At 69.1% G+C, this 16166-nt stretch carries 13 protein-coding genes; 8 read left to right on the plus strand and 5 right to left on the minus strand.

The annotated features are described in order from the left end of the window. The 6 genes from sucB to ACYVD1_RS28105 form a co-directional block, all read left to right on the plus strand. The coding region (gene sucB, locus ACYVD1_RS28080) for a 2-oxoglutarate dehydrogenase, E2 component, dihydrolipoamide succinyltransferase (protein WP_460777514.1) at window positions 1–1462 on the plus strand (1462 nt) is incomplete at its 5' end. A gap of 175 nt (window positions 1463–1637) precedes the next feature. Beyond that, complete coding sequence (locus ACYVD1_RS28085) at window positions 1638–2201, plus strand: NADPH-dependent FMN reductase (protein WP_460777515.1); 564 nt, start codon at window positions 1638–1640, stop codon at window positions 2199–2201. Between the two features lie 333 nt (window positions 2202–2534). Next, complete coding sequence (locus ACYVD1_RS28090; protein ID WP_460777516.1) at window positions 2535–3467, plus strand: TIGR01777 family oxidoreductase; 933 nt, start codon at window positions 2535–2537, stop codon at window positions 3465–3467. 9 nt (window positions 3468–3476) lie between these two features. Next, window positions 3477–4181: a lipoyl(octanoyl) transferase LipB gene (lipB, locus tag ACYVD1_RS28095; protein WP_460746986.1), complete on the plus strand. Its 705-nt coding sequence runs from the start codon at window positions 3477–3479 to the stop codon at window positions 4179–4181. 96 nt (window positions 4182–4277) lie between these two features. Continuing rightward, window positions 4278–5231 carry a lipoyl synthase gene (gene lipA, locus ACYVD1_RS28100; protein ID WP_460746987.1) on the plus strand — a complete coding sequence of 318 codons (954 nt, stop codon included), beginning with the start codon at window positions 4278–4280 and terminating at the stop codon, window positions 5229–5231. A 212-nt stretch (window positions 5232–5443) separates the two neighbouring features. After that, window positions 5444–6157 carry a DUF4191 domain-containing protein gene (locus tag ACYVD1_RS28105; RefSeq protein ID WP_460746988.1) on the plus strand — a complete coding sequence of 238 codons (714 nt, stop codon included), beginning with the start codon at window positions 5444–5446 and terminating at the stop codon, window positions 6155–6157. Between the two features lie 72 nt (window positions 6158–6229). On the opposite strand, the gene ACYVD1_RS28110 is transcribed toward ACYVD1_RS28105, so the two are convergent. The 5 genes from ACYVD1_RS28110 to ACYVD1_RS28130 form a co-directional block, all read right to left on the minus strand. Then, window positions 6230–6457: a helix-turn-helix domain-containing protein gene (locus ACYVD1_RS28110; RefSeq protein WP_460777517.1), complete on the minus strand. Its 228-nt coding sequence runs from the start codon at window positions 6455–6457 to the stop codon at window positions 6230–6232. Next, entirely contained in the window at window positions 6457–7116 is a 660-nt protein-coding gene (locus ACYVD1_RS28115) for a DUF2975 domain-containing protein (protein ID WP_460777518.1), read from the minus strand. Before ACYVD1_RS28115 ends, ACYVD1_RS28110 begins: the two co-directional genes overlap by 1 nt. A gap of 209 nt (window positions 7117–7325) precedes the next feature. Then, on the minus strand, window positions 7326–8714 hold the full coding sequence (locus ACYVD1_RS28120; protein ID WP_460777535.1) for an LCP family protein: 1389 nt from the start codon (window positions 8712–8714) through the stop codon (window positions 7326–7328). A 231-nt stretch (window positions 8715–8945) separates the two neighbouring features. Then, entirely contained in the window at window positions 8946–10376 is a 1431-nt protein-coding gene (locus ACYVD1_RS28125) for an LCP family protein (RefSeq protein ID WP_460777519.1), read from the minus strand. A 201-nt stretch (window positions 10377–10577) separates the two neighbouring features. Beyond that, entirely contained in the window at window positions 10578–11084 is a 507-nt protein-coding gene (locus ACYVD1_RS28130) for an RDD family protein (RefSeq protein ID WP_460777520.1), read from the minus strand. Between the two features lie 328 nt (window positions 11085–11412). Between ACYVD1_RS28130 and glnA the strand changes: the two genes are divergently transcribed. Both glnA and ACYVD1_RS28140 read left to right on the plus strand, forming a co-directional pair. Further along, window positions 11413–12837 (plus strand): type I glutamate--ammonia ligase, encoded by a 1425-nt coding sequence (gene glnA, locus ACYVD1_RS28135; RefSeq protein WP_460777521.1) that lies wholly within the window; start codon window positions 11413–11415, stop codon window positions 12835–12837. 153 nt (window positions 12838–12990) lie between these two features. Continuing rightward, window positions 12991–16059 carry a bifunctional [glutamine synthetase] adenylyltransferase/[glutamine synthetase]-adenylyl-L-tyrosine phosphorylase gene (locus ACYVD1_RS28140; RefSeq protein WP_460777522.1) on the plus strand — a complete coding sequence of 1023 codons (3069 nt, stop codon included), beginning with the start codon at window positions 12991–12993 and terminating at the stop codon, window positions 16057–16059. Window positions 16060–16166 lie beyond the last annotated feature (107 nt).

A 16166-nucleotide genomic window follows, 5' to 3' on the forward strand; every position in this document is an offset into this window, starting at 1 on the left:
GGCCGCGCCCGCGCAGGCCGAGGAGGCGGAGCCCGCCCCGGCCGAGCAGCCCGCCGAGCCCGAACCCGCCGCCCCTGCTTCCGGCAGCGCGGAATCCGACGGCTCCGGCACCCCCGTCGCCATCCCCGCCCTGGGTGAGAGCGTCACCGAAGGGACCGTCACCCAGTGGCTGAAGAACGTGGGCGACACCGTCGAGGAGGACGAGCCGCTCCTTGAGGTCTCCACCGACAAGGTGGACACAGAGATCCCGTCCCCGGTGGCCGGTGTACTCACCAAGATCCTCGTCGACGAAGACGAAACGGTCGAGATCGGCACCGAGATCGCCATCATCGGCGGGGCCTCCGGTTCCGCCCCTTCCGCCTCCGCGCCCGAGCCCAAGAGCGAGCCCGAGCCCGAGGCCAAGCCAGAGCCCAAGAGCGAGCCCGAGCCCGCCCCGGCAGCCCAGTCCGCACCTGCTCCCGCCGCACGTGAGCAGGACGCTGGCAGCCCGTCGGTGGACGTCGAGACGCTCAGCGGGACCGGGCAGGCCTCCGGGACCGACGCCGTGTCCGAGGCCTACGTGACGCCGCTGGTCCGCAAGCTCGCCAACGAGCACGGCGTCGACCTCAGCCGTGTCTCCGGGACCGGTGTGGGCGGCCGCGTCCGCAAGCAGGACGTGCTCAAGGCCGCTGAGACACAGCGCTCGCAGGCGGCCGCGCCGGCCACCGCGAGCAAGCCCGCCTCGGACGCGTCGCTGCGCGGCCGGACCGAGAAGCTGAGCCGCCTGCGCAAGTCCATCGCGGACCGCATGGTCGAGTCGCTGCGCATCTCCGCCACGACCACCCAGGTCATCGAGGTGGACGTCCACAAGATCGCGCGCCTGCGCGACCAGGTCGGCGACGACTTCGCCAAGCGCGAGGGCGTGGCCCTGGGCTTCTTCCCGTTCTTCGCCGCGGCCGCCGTCGAGGCGCTCAAGGCCCACCCGAAGGTCAACGCGGTGATCAACGCCGCCGACCAGACGGTGACCTACCACGACGTCGAGAACCTGGCCGTCTCGGTGGACACCGAGCGCGGTCTGCTCGCCCCTGTGGTGAAGAACGCCGGTGCGCTGAAGCTCGGTGAACTGGCCCGGAGCCTCACCGACCTGACTGAGCGCGCCCACACGGGCAAGCTCGGTCCGGACGAGCTGGGCGGCGGCACGTTCTCGATCTCCGAGACGGGCCACACCGGTGCGCTGTTCGGTACGCCGATCATCAACCAGCCGCAGGTCGCGATCCTGGAGACCGGCACGGTCGTCAAGCGTCCGGTCGTCGTCGACGACGAGGCCATGGGCGGCGAGGTCATCGCCGTGCGCTCCATGGTCTACCTGTCGATGGCCCACGACCACCGCCTGATCGACAGCGCCGACGCCGGCCGCTTCCTCCAGACGGTGAAGGAGCGCCTGGAGGAGGGCGACTTCGAGAAGGAGCTCGGCCTGTCCTGACCCAGGTCTGTTCTCCGCCGCCCGGGCCGGGTACCGTCTGACGGTGCCCGGCCGGGCCGTTCGGTGTGCCAGCGCTTGTCGGTGTGACAACGCTTGCGCCACCGCGAGTTGACCTCAATCTAGCTTGAGGTCTTAGTGTGGAGGGGTCAGCCAGGGCGAAGCGCAGAGGACCCACATGCAGCAAGAGAACGTTCGGATCGCGGTCGTGCTGGGCGGCAACACCACCGGCCGCACCGGTCCCGTCGTCTCCGCCTGGTTCCTGGACCGGATCGCGGGCCGCGAGGGCCTCGGCATCGATGTGCTGGACGTGGCGGAACTCGACCTCGGTGACGGGCACGGCACCCCGCTGGACGCGTTCTCGGCCGCGGTGGACGCCGCCGACGGGTTCGTCGTGGTGACGCCGGAGTACAATCACGGCTACCCCGGACCGCTGAAGAGCGCCATCGACTCGGCGCGCAAGGAGTGGTTCGCCAAGCCGGTCTCGTTCGTCTCCTACGGCGGCATGTCCGGCGGCCTCCGGGCGGTGGAGCAGCTGCGCGCGGTCTTCTCCGAACTCCATGCCACGACCGTGCGGACCTCGGTCAGCCTGCACAACGCGCAGCACATGTTCGACGCGGGCGGCGCGCCCGTGGAGGACCTCCGGGGCGCGGAGGACGCGGTCGGCGAGATGCTGGATCAGCTGGTGTGGTGGTCTCTGTCCCTGCGCGAGGCCCGCGCCCGCCGCCCCTACCCCGGCTAGGGCGTGTTCGGTGGGTGCTGCCCCACGACGATGGACGGGGCGGCGCCTGAACGGCACCGCCCCGTCTTTCTACCCCACCAATCACCATCCCCTGATGATCCCCATCATCAAAGGCCTGTGGACTGGACGGCGCCTGCCAGCCCGACAGAGCGTCGCCCACGGTAGCTCCGCACTGACGCGGAGTTCCATGTCCCACTCTCAACTTAGGAGACTCGGGCACTCCCCGCAGTCCTTTCGCCGAAAAAGCCGAAGAAATCTCGTCGCTCCGGCTTTTCCGCGCCCGTTCGGCCCCGATCGCGGTCCCGAGCGGTCGGAACGGGTAGGACCCCCTCCATGAGAGTGGCGATCACGGGCGCGACCGGCCTGATCGGAGGGGCACTGACCTCGTCCCTCCTCGACGACGGGCACACGGTGGTGCACCTCGTGCGCCGACCTCCCCAGAACGGGAGGGCGACCCGCCTGGAGGAAGCCGAGTGGCGCCCCGAGCAGGGGAGGGTGGACACCGTCGCCCTGCACAGGACCGACGCCGTGGTCCACTTGGCCGGCGCCCCGATCGGCCCCGGCCTGTGGACCCGCCACCGGCGTACCGTCATCAGGCGCAGCCGGGTGCGCGGCACCCAAACCCTCTCCCAGGTCCTGGCGGGGATGCCCTCGCCCCCTCCCCGCCTCCTCAGCGCCTCGGGGATGCACTTCTACGGGGACACGGCCGACACGGTGGCCACGGAGGAGAGCCCGCCCGGCAAAGGATTCCTGGCGGAGGTGTGCCAGGTCTGGGAGGAGGCCACCCGGCCCGCCGAGGAGGCAGGGCTGTCCGTGGCCCACCTGCGCTCGGCCGTGGTGCTGGCCCGTTCCGGCGGCATGCTCCGGCCCTTGCTGCCGCTGTACCGGTTCGGCTTCGGCGGCCGCTTGGGGTCGGGCACCCAGTACATGACCTGGATATCGCTGGCCGACCAGGTCGGAGCGATCCGTTTCCTGCTGGAGCGGCCGGAGATCACCGGCCCGGTGAACCTGTGCGCGCCCGAGCCGGTGAGCAACACCGCATTCACCCAAGCGCTGGGGCGCACCCTGGGTCGTCCGACGATCCTTCCTGTCCCGGCGACGGCGATGCGCGCGGTACTGGGGGACTTCGCCGAGGAGACCGCACTCATCAACCTGCGAGCGCGGCCGAAACGCCTCGAGGAAGCCGGGTATTCCTTCCTGCTGCCAACGGTGGACAGTGCGCTATCCGACATCCTGGTCCGACCCGGACCCCGTACCGGGGCGTAAGGTGGTGGTGTGAGTGATCTCGTTTACGCATGGCTGGGCGACACCCCCGTCCCGTACCACCAGGGCTGGGATCTCCAGAAGCGGCTCCACCAGAGCCGCGTCGCCGATGAGGTGGCCGACACCGTCCTCTTCCTGGAGCACGAACCCGTGTACACGGCGGGCAAGCGCACCGGGAGGTGGGATCGTCCGATCACCGACCCTGGTGCTCCCGTCGTGGATATCGACAGGGGCGGCAAGATCACCTGGCACGGGCCGGGCCAGCTCACGGTGTACCCCATCGTCAAGCTGTCCGACCCCATCGACGTGATCGCCTTCGTCCGCATGCAGGAGGAGGCCATCATCCGCACCCTCGCGGAGTACGGCCTGACCGGCCTGCGCGTCGAGGGCCGCACCGGAGTCTGGCTGGCCGCCGACCCCGAACGCGGACTGATCGAGCGCAAGATCGCCGCGATCGGCTGCCGCGTAGCACGCGGGGTCGGTATGCACGGCCTCGCCGTGAACTGCGACAATGACATGTCGTGGTTCGACCGGATCGTCCCCTGCGGGATCTCCGACGCGGGGGTCACCTCGCTCACCAACGAGCTGGGGCGCACCGTCACCGTCTCCGACGTGCGACCGCGCCTCGAACGGCATCTGGCCGACGTCCTCGGCGCGGCGGAGTACAGCCACACCGACGGCACCGGGATGCTTCCCGAGGCCACCGCGCGTGGATGAAAGACCACACCATGAGCCAGTCCCCATCGGGACGTGCAGCCCCCACAAGGGGCGCGAGGGTCCCCGTCAAGGGGTACAGAAGGGAACGGGTTCGCGTTGACCATCGCTCCTGAGGGCCGCAAGCTGCTGCGCGTGGAGGCGCGCAACAGCGAGACCCCCATCGAGAGAAAGCCGCCGTGGATCAAGATCAAGGCGCACATGGGGCCGGAGTACACCGAGCTCCAGTCCTTGGTCAAGAGTGAGGGCCTGCACACGGTCTGCCAGGAGGCGGGCTGCCCCAACATCTACGAGTGCTGGGAGGACCGCGAGGCCACCTTCCTCATCGGTGGTGACCAGTGCACGCGGCGCTGCGACTTCTGCCAGATCGCCACGGGCAAGCCCTCTCCCCTGGACCAGCTGGAGCCGACCAAGGTCGCCACCTCGGTCCAGAAGATGGAGCTGCGCTACGCCACCGTCACCGGTGTGGCCCGGGACGACCTCGAGGACGGCGGGGCCTGGCTCTACGCCGAGACGGTCCGCAAGATCCACGAGCTCAACCCCGGCACCGGGGTCGAGCTGCTCATCCCGGACTTCAACGCCGACCCCGACCAGCTGGCCGAGGTCTTCGGCTCGCGCCCCGAGGTCCTCGCGCACAACGTGGAGACCGTGCCGCGGATCTTCAAGCGGATCCGTCCGGCCTTCCGCTACGAGCGCTCCCTGGACGTCATCACCCAGGCCCGCGCGGACGGCCTGGTCACCAAGTCGAACCTGATCCTGGGCATGGGCGAGACCCGCGAGGAGATCAGCGAGGCGATGCGCGACCTGCACGAGGCCGGTTGCGACCTGCTGACCATCACCCAGTACCTGCGCCCGTCCAAGCTGCACCACCCGATCGACCGCTGGGTGAAGCCGCAGGAGTTCGCGGATCTGGGCAAGGAGGCCGAGGAGATCGGCTTCGCCGGGGTCATGTCCGGCCCGCTGGTGCGTTCGTCGTACCGCGCCGGGACCCTGTACAAGCAGGCCCGTGAGAAGCGTGACGCCGAGGTAGCGGCCGCCGCGAACAACGCATAACGTCCGATTCATCCGAGTCGTGATCAAGCTGGAACGGTGGCCCGCGGGCCACCGTTCCGCATCTCGGCGTCCGGACGCATATCCTGGTGTACTGAGGCGCCCAGCTTGTGGCGTCGTTAGGCGCCGCACAGGTCGACCGCGAAGAGGAGGCAAGGCAGCACAGGGATCTCCTTCCCCACCGATCCGATCGGTGTGCGCTGCCTGAAAGCACGATGGCGAAGAAGTCCGACAACACGACCGCCGGTAAGGGTGGCGAGAAGCAGCCGGGCCGGTTGAAGCAGATCGGCATGGTCGCCAAGGTCGTCAACAAGCAGAGCCCGCGCACGATCCCGATCGCGATCACCGTCGCGGTGCTGATCTTCGCCGTTTTCGTCGGCATCGGCATCTGGACCGGTTCCTGGATCATCTGGCCGCTGACCGGTCTGCCGCTCGCGTTCCTGGTCGGTTTCATCATGTTCACCCGCTCCGCCCAGAAGGTGCAGTACCAGATGCTCGACGGGCGTCTGGGCGCCGGCATGGCGATCCTGGAGAACATGCGCGGCAACTGGGTGGTCGAGCCCGGCGTGGCCGCGAACAAGCAGATGGACGTCGTCCACCGCGTGGTCGGCCGTCCGGGTGTCGTCCTGGTCGGCGAGGGCGACCCGGGCCGGCTCAAGGGCCTGATCGCGGGCGAGAAGAAGCGTGTCGCCCGCGTCGCGAACGACACCCCCATCTACGACTTCAAGGTCGGCAACGGCGAGAACCAGGTTCCGGTCTCCAAGCTGCAGCGGACGCTGGTCAAGCTTCCCCGCAACCTGGACAAGTCCGGTACGGCCGAGCTGAACTACCGGCTCAAGGCGCTGCCCGCCTCGATGCAGATGCCCAAGGGCCCCATGCCGAAGGGCGCCAAGCTGCCCAAGGGCATGCGCGGCAACCAGGCCGGCTGACACCGGCCTTCTCCATGGACCCTGACGGGGCCGCCACACCCTCCTGGTGCGGCGGCCCCGTTTCATGCGCACTCAAAGGTCCCCTGTGTGGCTGATAAGGTCTCCGGGCTGGCAGTCCAGTTCCCGGCAGAGTGCGGCCAGTGTGGAGAACCGGATCGCCTTGGCACGCCCGTTCTTGAGCACGGACAGGTTGACGACGCTGACCCCGACCCGCTCGGACAGTTCGGTGAGGGTCATCCCCCGTTCGGCCAGGAGCTTGTCCAGGTGGACCCGGATCCCGGTGGCCTCCTCCGGCGGCATCAGATGAGGCCTTCGACGTCGTCACGCATCTGGCTGCCCCTGCGGAAGACCTCTCCGAAGGCGGCCAGAACGAACCCCACGAGGAGCATCAGGGCGGGAACCGAGCCGAGGCCGACGGTGAAGACGAGCAGTACCGCTCGGTCCGAGGCCAGCGCGACCTCCTGAAGGTGGAAGTCGGCGGCGGCCTCGACCACGGGGACGACGATCGCGCCGACGATCACCAGCAGGGCGGCCGTCCAGATACGGCGGACGTTGGCCGGGACGAAGGGATCACCAAGGTCGAGGCTGGCGAGCACCCTGATCACGAGGTAGAGGACTGCGATCACGATCGGCATGCCGATCAGCACGGGGAGCACCAGCAGCAGCCTCTCGAGAGCGCTGGGGTCATGGAACGTCAGCACCATCTGCCCGGCGCCGCGCACACTGACGTCCGCGCTTGTGAGGGCCACGTCAGGGACGGTGTCAGGGGTACCGGAGGGCGGGTGGACGGTGATCTCGTTCATGCCCATGTCCTGCGCGGCGCTGCCCGGGATCACATCGGCGATCCACAGGAGGGCGAACAGGATGGACAGCCCGGACAGGAGGCTCCCGAGGATGAGCACGAACTGGACGAGGGAAGAGTCGAGCCTGGACCAACGGAGCTTCGGGCGGGACGGCATTCCAGCCTCCTTATCGTTTTTCGATATTAACGATAAACGATAAGAGGCGATCTGTCTCCCCAGATCCTCGCCACCGCTCCTCGCCAGCGCTCCATTACCCGGAGCCCTCGTCTGCGCCCACCCACCATGGGCACCCCGACGCGAAAGGGGCGGCGATCCGGACCGGATCGCCGCCCCCTTGTGCAGCTTCTCGCCTGAGGGTCTCTCCGTCAGCCGCAGGTGACCTCGTCCTCGGCGGCCGTGCTGCCGTCGAGGTCGTCCAGGCCGCCGTCGCCACCGGCGCCATTGTCGCCGGTACCGCCGTTGAGGCCGCTCACCCCGGACCAGTCCGCACCGCCCATGACCAGTTCCAGCTCACCGCCCAGCGACGGCTCCTCGACGGCCTCCGCGTTCTCCAAAGCCGAGGCCACGAGTTCGGCCTCCTCAGCCTCCTCAGGCCCGTGGTAGACGGTGGTCGCTTCGGGAGCGCGTTCCTCGGGGTTCCCGGTGTCGGTGACGACGAAGCCCTCCTCCGTCAGCAGCGCCTCCACCTCGGAGCCCAGGCCGTCGATCCCGGTGTTGTTGAGGATCCGCAGGGAAACGTCCGAGGGCTCGCCCCCCTCATCTTCGGGAGCCTCGTCGTCCGAGCCCTCGTCATCGCTCCCTGTGGTCTCACCCGCGGCGACCGCTTCGAAGAGCTCGGTGGCTGCGGGCTCCTCGAGGTCCACCTTGTTCGGGTCGACCGGGTGGTCCAGGACCGGCGCGGTCACCATGTTCATCTCGCCGAGGTCGACCTCGCGCATGGCGATGGCCAGCTCGGTCATCTTGTCCAAGGTGAGACCGTCGTCGGTCACCATGCTGTCGGTGACCGAGTCCAGGAAGCCGTAGAGGGTGGTGGGGCTGCTCAGGATGTCCCCGTCGGTGACCTCGCGCAGGATGGCGCCCATCATGCGCTGCTGGTTCTCAATACGCCCGAGGTCGCTGCCGGTCTCCGTACTGTCCCGGGAGCGGGCCAGGCCAAGGGCCTGCTCACCGTCGAGTCTCTGCTTACCCGCATCCAGCTCCAAGTGGGCGTTCGGGTCGTCGATCGGCTCCGGGACGCACATCTCGACACCACCGATGGTGTCCACGATGTTCTCGAAACCGGAGAAGTCCACCGTGACCATGTGGTCGAGGTGGATGCCAGTCACCGACTCCACCGTCTTGCCCTGGCAGTCCATGCCGCCGTAGGTCATGGCGTGGTTGATCTGGTCGGCCCCGCCGGTCCAGCCGGCACCCTCGTCACTCGGATCGCACTGGGGGATCTCGACGAGGAGGTCGCGCGGCAGGTTGACCATCGTCACACCGCCCTGGTCGACGTCGATGCTGACGATCACCAGTGCGTCGGGACGGATCCCGTTCTCGTCGTTGTAGGCGGCGCTGTCCTCCGCGCGCTCGTCCGTCCCCAAGAGCAGGATGTTGTGCAGGCCGTCGACCTGGGCGGGGCGGTCACCCCAGGCGTCCTGGTCGACGTCGGCGGTCTCCATACCGAGGATGCCCTGGGTGGCCGTGTAGACGGCCAGACTCCCGGCGATAACCACACCGGTCAGGCCGCACGCCGCCCATTTGCCAAGGCTCATCTTGGCGGCAGCTGCGGCCGAAGACACGTTTCTTGGGGCCAAGAGGGCACCTGCGATCCGATCTGGGGCACTTGGAGAAGGGGTCCGACCGGGGGAACCGCCTGAGGGGTGCGACGGCGCGGACCAGGGTGTCGACGGTGACGTTCCCTGACCGCCCGGATGGTACCGGAAGAGCACACTCCGTGTCAGATCGAACGCTTCGGACACTCATTCCGTCTCCGGGAACGGTGATCAGCAGGCGGTACCCTCGCCCTCCTCCGCGGTGACACCGTCGAGATCGTCGGTGACGGAGAGGTCGGTGTCGGCGGAGGACTCACCACCGAACCCGTTCCAGTCCGCGCCCGCGACCAGCTCCAGGGTCTGCTCAAGGCCCTCCACCTCCTCGGTCTGGGCGTTCTCGAGGGACCCGGCGAGCAGTTCGGCGGCGGCCTCGTCGTCCGGGCCGTGGTAGATCGTGGTGGCCTCGGGGGCTCGGACGTCGGGGTTACCCGTCCCCGTGACCACGTAGTCCTCCTGCGCCAAGACGGTCTGGATCTCCAGGGCGAGCCCTTCGATGCTGGTGTTGTTCACCACCTCGACCGTGATGTCGGAGGGATCGACCTCACTCTCCTCGGCCTCGTCGTCGCCCTCGGAACCTTCGCCGTCCTCCCCCTGCAGGTCGACACCCGAGTTGATGGCGTCGAACAGCTCCGACGCGGCGGGCTGTTCCATGGCGATCCGGTTCTCGTCCTCGGGGTGGGCTCCGTTGGGGACCGTGACGAACTGGACCCGGTCCAGGTCCACCTCGCGCATGGAGATGGCGATGTCCGCCATGGTGTCGACGGTCAGGTCGTCGTCGGTGGTGATCGAATCGGTCACCGCACCGAGGAAGTTCGTGATGGTGACGGGGCTGGTCATGACGTCGCTGCTGAGGATCTCCCGCAGCATCGCGCCCATGAACTCCTGTTGCCGGTCGATCCGGGACAGGTCGCTGCCATCGCCCTGGCCGTAACGGGAGCGAACGAAACCGAGCGAGTCCTCGCCGTCCAAGGTCTTGAGCCCCGCGTCCAGCTCCAGATGGGCCAGGGGGTCGTTGATGGACTCGGGGATGCACATCTCCACACCCCCGATGGAGTCCACCATGTCCCTGAAGCCGATGAAGTCCATCAGGAGGAAGTGGTCCAGGTGCACCCCGGTGGCCTGTTCCACGGCGTTCCACTGGCAGCCCACCCCGCCGAAGTTCATGGCCGAGTTGATCATGCCCGTTTGAGGGCTCATACCCTCGTAGCCCTCGACGGCTTCACAGCCCGGGAGGTCCACCAACAGGTCGCGCGGCAGGTTCACCAGGGTGGCGGCGCCGCTGTCCACGTTGATACTGGCGATGAGCATCGTGTCGGGGCGCTCACCCTCGGTATCCCCATACTCGGCGTTCTCACCCGAGCGCTCGTCCGAGCCGATGATGAGCACGTTCATCACACCCTCGACACTCGTGGGGCGGTCCCACTCGTCGGTGTCCACCTCAGCGGTCGTGATGTTGCCGATCAACCCCTGGTACCAGCCGTAGCCGCCGAGACTCCCGGCGATCACCAAGACGGTGACGGCACAGGCGATCCACTGTGCGGTGGACATCCGGACGGCGCCGAGCGCGCCGGAACTACGAGGAGCGGAGCGTTTTCCAGCCATGCGAGCCTTCGAGGGTGCGTATGAGACCTAGGGGGCGGGGTCAGGGCGTCCAGGGGTGCTTCCACGCGCACTGGGGAAGGAACCGGCCCGGGATCGCGGCTCCGGAATGCGGTGCCGTGACCGGATGCTAACAGCAGGCCGAAGGGGGTGCGGACAGCGTGCTTCACGTTCCGAACGGGGGGCGAAACACCTAGTGAGAACTCAGTAACGAGTCGCGATGGTCCCCGCGGCGCGGTCGTGCAGACCACGGGTGTCCCGGTCGTAGACCACCGCGGGAATCACCAGGCACAACAGGAAGGTCCGCACGGCCATCGAGGCGAACCAGGGCCAGGAGCGCTCACCGGTGGCCGTGATACCGACGCCGACGATCCGCCGCCCGATCGTTGTACCGAACAGGGTCAGCAGGACGATGCTCATCCCGGCGAACACCACGAACGTGGACAGAGCGGTGAAGTTGGTCAGGGCCAGAGCCTCCTGCTCCCCTCCGCCGGCCGCCGCGGCCGAAAGGTCCTGACCGATCAGGCCGAGGTTGAGCGCGCCCGCGACGAGCATGGTGGCCAGGCCCCAGTCCAGGGCGAGGCCGACGAGGCGGCGCGTGACGCCGGGGACCGAACCGGTGCCACTCTCGGGCAGGCCGAGCCGGTTGCCCCGGTACGTGAAGTCGTCTTCGGGGGGTGCGGGGACTCCGCTCCGGCTCTTGTCGCTCATGCCTTTCACGTTATCGGCACGTCCGTCCCTCCCGTGCGCGGGCCCGCGCGAGCGCTGTGACATGCGACGAGAGGGAGTGTGACTCCAGTCACGACCGGGGTGGCGCAGCGGCCCGATTTCCGCCGTGAACGGAGGGAATCACCGGGTCGGAGGCGTTGGTCTGCGGAAACGCGGGACTCCGTAACATGCAAGAAACAATCGAGACATGGCGTGGAAACCGCGCCCTTCTAGCTTCGTTACCGAAGCCGGGAGACGGCGTGCGGTTCGAGGCGTCCGCGATGGAGCGGACCGAACCCGCCGTCTCAGCCACCTGCACGGAGGTTCCGTTTTGTTCAGCAGCGTCGACGAGGTTCTCGCCTTCATCCGAGACGAGGACGTCGAGTTCCTCGACGTCCGGTTCACGGACCTGTTCGGAGGAGTGAACCACGTTACCCTCCCGATCGAGAACGTGGACGAGTCCACCTTCACCGATGGTCAGATGTTCGACGGTTCCTCGATCCGCGGCTTCCAGGCCATCCACGAGTCCGACATGCTGCTGCTCCCCGACCTGAGCACCGCAGTCCTGGACCCGTTCCGCAAGTACAAGACGCTGAACATGACGTTCTTCGTCCACGACCCGCTCACGCTGGAGTCGTACAGCCGCGACCCCCGTAACGTCGCCCGCAAGGCCGAGGCCTTCCTCAAGGGCTCCGGCGTGGCCGACACCGCCTTCTTCGGCCCCGAGGCCGAGTTCTACATCTTCGACGACGTCAAGTTCGAGACGCGTGCGAACACCGGCTACTACGAGATCGACTCCATCGAGGGCGCCTGGAACACCGGCTCCGCGATCGAGGGCGGCAACCGCGGCTACCGTCCGCGCTTCAAGGGCGGCTACTTCCCCGTCGAGCCGGTCGACCACTACAGCGACCTGCGCTCCGACATGGTGAAGAGCCTCATCAAGTCCGGCGTCGAGGTCGAGCTCCAGCACCACGAGGTCGGCACCGCGGGCCAGGCCGAGATCGGCATCAAGTTCGGCACGCTGCTCCAGCAGGCCGACCGCGTGCAGCTGTACAAGTACATCGTCAAGAACGTCGCCAACGAGGCGGGCAAGACCGCCACGTTCATGCCGAAGCCCCTCTTCGGCGACAACGGATCCGGCATGCACTGCCACCAGAGCCTGTGGAAGGACGGCGAGCCGCTGTTCTTCGACGAGTCCGGCTACGGCCAGCTCTCCGACACGGCCCGCTACTACATCGGCGGTCTGCTCAAGCACGCGTCGGCCCTTCTGGCCTTCACCAACCCGACGGTGAACTCCTACCACCGCCTGGTGCCGGGCTACGAGGCCCCGATCAACCTGGTCTACAGCCAGCGGAACCGTTCGGCCTGCATCCGCCTGCCGCTCACCGGTTCCAACCCCAAGGCCAAGCGCATCGAGTTCCGCGTGCCGGACCCGTCGGCCAACCCGTACCTGGCCTTCTCCGCCATGCTGATGGCGGGCCTGGACGGCATCAAGAACAAGATCGAGCCGCCGGAGCCGGTCGACAAGGACCTCTACGAGCTGCCGCCGGCCGAGGCCCAGGCCATCGAGACGGTTCCCGCGTCCCTGGACGAGGCCCTGGAGGCCCTGGAGGACGACCACGAGTTCCTGCTCGAGGGCGGCGTCTTCACCAAGGACCTGATCGAGACCTACATCGAGTTCAAGCGCACCGAGGAGATCGACTCCCTGCGTCTGCGCCCGCACCCGCGTGAGTTCGAGCTCTACTACGACATCTAAGAGCAACCCTCGGGGCCGGTATCCGTTCGGATGCCGGCCCCGAGTCGGTTCCGGGGGCCGCCGGCGCTCCCGTGCACTTGAAACCGAGCCGCGCGGTCCGAGCACGGGCCGGACGGCTACCGTTGACGCGTGGCTAGTGACGGAAGAACCAACATGACAGCAGGCGCGCTCGCCAGGAAGGGCTTCAGCGACAGTGTGCGGGCCCTGAAGCTGGTGGCGGAGGCGGGTCTGGACGCCCAGACCGACACCGACGTCATCAGCGCCCTCGCGGCCGCACCCGACCCGGACCAGGCCCTCTTGGGTCTGCTCCGGCTGTTGGAGGCCACCTCCGAACCGGACGAGGTACTCGTCGCCCTGCGGGAGGAACGGAACCTGCGGGCCCGACTGTGCCTGATCCTGGGCGCCAGCACGGCGCTCACCGACCACCTGGTCCGACACCCCGGTGACTGGCGCGAGCTTCGCGGCGCCGACGCCGCGCGCACCCCCGCACCGGAGGAGTTGCGCCGGGGGATGCTGCATACCGTGGGCGCGCAGCCCGACGACGCCGCGCCCGTCGCCGACCTCGTCCTGGGTGAGGCCGGCGACGGCGAGCCGTCCGCGGTGTTGCGGCACACGGTGCGGGTGGCCTATCGCAGGAGGGTCCTGCGCTTGGCCGGGCGCGACCTGACCGGCTTGAACACCGTCGACGAGGTCGCCGCCGAGCTGGCTGACCTGGCCGCCGCCACGCTGGACGCGTCGTTGGCGGTGGCCCGGGCCGAGGCGCCCGAGGACTCGGCGCTGTGCCGCCTGACCGTGATCGGCATGGGCAAGTGCGGCGGCCGGGAGCTGAACTACGTCAGCGACGTGGACGTGGTGTTCGCGGCCGAACCCGCCGTGGGCCCCGGCGGGGACCCCGTGGACGAACAGGAGGCGCTGCGCGCGGCGACCCGACTGGCCACGGCGATGATGCGGATCCCGTCGGAGACCGACGCCGAGGGCACCCTGTGGGAGGTCGACCCCGCGCTGCGCCCCGAGGGAAAGAACGGCCCCCTGGTCCGGCCGCTGTCCGGACACCTGGCCTACTACGAGCGATGGGCGAAGACCTGGGAGTTCCAGGCTCTGCTCAAGGCCCGCCCGATCGCCGGTGACGTGGCCCTGGGCAAGGCCTACACCGAGGCGATCTCGCCCCTGGTGTGGGAGGCCTCCGGGCGCAAGGACTTCGTGGAGGACGTGCAGGCGATGCGCCGCCGAGTGGTGGCGCACATCCCGGCGGGCCAGACCGAGCGCGAACTCAAGCTGGGAGCCGGCGGCCTGCGCGACATCGAGTTCTCCGTCCAGCTGCTCCAGCTGGTGCACGGGCGCTCCGACGACCGCCTGCGTTCGGGCAACACCCTCCAGGCACTGGCCTCGCTGTCCGAGTACGGCTATGTGGGGCGGCGCGACGCGGCCGGGCTGTCCGACGCCTACCGGTTCCTGCGCCGGGTAGAGCACCTGCTGCAGCTGGAGCGGTTGCGCCGTACCCACCTGATGCCCGACCCGGCGAGCCCCGACGGCCCCGCGCAGCTGCGCCAGCTGGGCCGGAGCCTGGGTTTCACCGCCGACCCCGTGCGCGAGCTCACCGACGCCCGCAAACGGGTGTCGGCCGAGGTACGCCGCCTGCACGAGAAACTCTTCTACCGGCCGCTGTTGAACGCGGTGGCCAAGCTGCCGGAGGACGAGATCCGCCTCTCCCCCGACCAGGCCGTGGAGCGGCTGGGCGCGCTGGGGTTCGCGGATCCGCGCGGCGCGCTGCGGCACTTGGGGTCCTTGACGTCGGGGCTGTCTCGGCGGGCGTCGATCCAGCGCACGCTGCTGCCGGTGATGCTGGGCTGGTTCGCGGACGCCCCCGACCCGGACGCGGGCCTGCTGGGGTTCCGGCAGGTCAGCGACACCCTGGGCACCACCCCTTGGTATCTGCGGCTGCTGCGCGACGACGTCCGGGTGGCCGAGCGGATGGCGTGGCTGCTGGGGACGAGCCGTTACGTGACCGAGTTGCTGCTCCGAGCGCCGGAGGCGGTGGCGACCCTGGCCAACGACGCCGACCTGCGGCGGCGGGAGAGCCGGACGCTGGCCGCGGAGGCCGACGCCGCGCTGCGCCGCTACGACTCCCCCGAGGAGGCGGTGTCGGCGGTGCGCGCGCTGCGCCGGCGCGAGCTGCTGCGCACAGCCGCCGCGGACCTGCTGGGAGTGTCGCCGGTGGAGGACGTCGGTACCGCGCTGACCGATATCGCCGCGGTCACCATCGACGCCGCACTGCGCGCCGCCCGCGCCAAGGTCGCGGCCGATGCGGATGGTGTGGAGCTCACCCGGGTGTGCGTGGTGGCCATGGGCCGGTTCGGCGGCGGTGAGCTCACCTACGCGAGCGACGCCGACGTGATGTACGTCCACGACCCGCTGCCCGGGGTGGACACGGGCGCGGCCACCAAGCAGGCCATGGCCGTCGTGCGGGAGTTGGCCCGGCTGCTGGAGATGCCCGCCGCCGAGCCGCCGCTCAAGGTCGACACGGACCTGCGGCCGGAGGGCAGGAGCGGGCCGGTGGTGCGCACACTGGACTCGTACGCCGTCTACTACGGCCGCTGGTCGCAGGTGTGGGAGAGCCAGGCGCTGTTGCGTGCCCGGCCGGTCGCGGGCGACCAGGACCTGTGCCGGGCGTTCACCGCGCTGATCGACCCGCTGCGCTACCCGTCCGGTGGGATCGACGCGTCCGCCGTGCTGGAGATCCGCAAGCTGAAGGCGCGGATGGAGGCCGAGCGGCTCCCGCGCGGGGCCGATCCGACCCTGCACACCAAGCTGGGCCGGGGCGGACTCTCGGACGTGGAGTGGGTGGCCCAGTTGGTACAGCTGCGCCACGCGCACGAGTATCCGGACTTGCGCAAGACCGGAACCCTGGAGGCGTTGGAGGTGGCGGTCGCGCACGGGCTGCTGGCCGCCGACGACGGCGTGACCCTGGAAGAGGCGTGGCGGTTGGCCTCCCGGGTGCGCGGAATGGTGATGCTCGTACGCGGCCGAGGCGGGGACTCGATCCCCTACGACCTGCGGGTGCGCGCGGCGCTGGCGGAGGCCATGGGGTACGGGAGCGGCGGGGACGACGAAGAGGAGGACGGGCCCGAGCCTGAGGGCCCCGCGGAGCAGCTGACCGAGTCCTACCTGCGGGCCACCCGCAGGGCGCGCACGGTCATGGAGCGCACGTTCTACGACGACTAACCCCGATGATCTTGCCCCCAGCTCCACGCTCGAGCGCCGAGGGTGGAGACAGGGATCAGGGCGGATTTGCGGAGGGCACCCCCCGCGCCAGAGGAGAGCGGCGCGGG

It is taken from the genome of Nocardiopsis nanhaiensis (assembly GCF_054778635.1).

Coding starts and splice junctions, on each gene's coding strand:
- ACYVD1_RS28085 (WP_460777515.1), top strand. CDS start 1,638: ATGCAGCAAGAGAACGTTCGGATCGCGGTCGTGCTGGGCGGCAACACC.
- ACYVD1_RS28090 (WP_460777516.1), top strand. CDS start 2,535: ATGAGAGTGGCGATCACGGGCGCGACCGGCCTGATCGGAGGGGCACTG.
- ACYVD1_RS28105 (WP_460746988.1), top strand. CDS start 5,444: ATGGCGAAGAAGTCCGACAACACGACCGCCGGTAAGGGTGGCGAGAAG.
- ACYVD1_RS28110 (WP_460777517.1), bottom strand. CDS start 6,457: ATGCCGCCGGAGGAGGCCACCGGGATCCGGGTCCACCTGGACAAGCTC.
- ACYVD1_RS28115 (WP_460777518.1), bottom strand. CDS start 7,116: ATGCCGTCCCGCCCGAAGCTCCGTTGGTCCAGGCTCGACTCTTCCCTC.
- ACYVD1_RS28120 (WP_460777535.1), bottom strand. CDS start 8,714: ATGAGCCTTGGCAAATGGGCGGCGTGCGGCCTGACCGGTGTGGTTATC.
- ACYVD1_RS28125 (WP_460777519.1), bottom strand. CDS start 10,376: ATGGCTGGAAAACGCTCCGCTCCTCGTAGTTCCGGCGCGCTCGGCGCC.
- ACYVD1_RS28130 (WP_460777520.1), bottom strand. CDS start 11,084: ATGAGCGACAAGAGCCGGAGCGGAGTCCCCGCACCCCCCGAAGACGAC.
- ACYVD1_RS28140 (WP_460777522.1), top strand. CDS start 12,991: ATGACAGCAGGCGCGCTCGCCAGGAAGGGCTTCAGCGACAGTGTGCGG.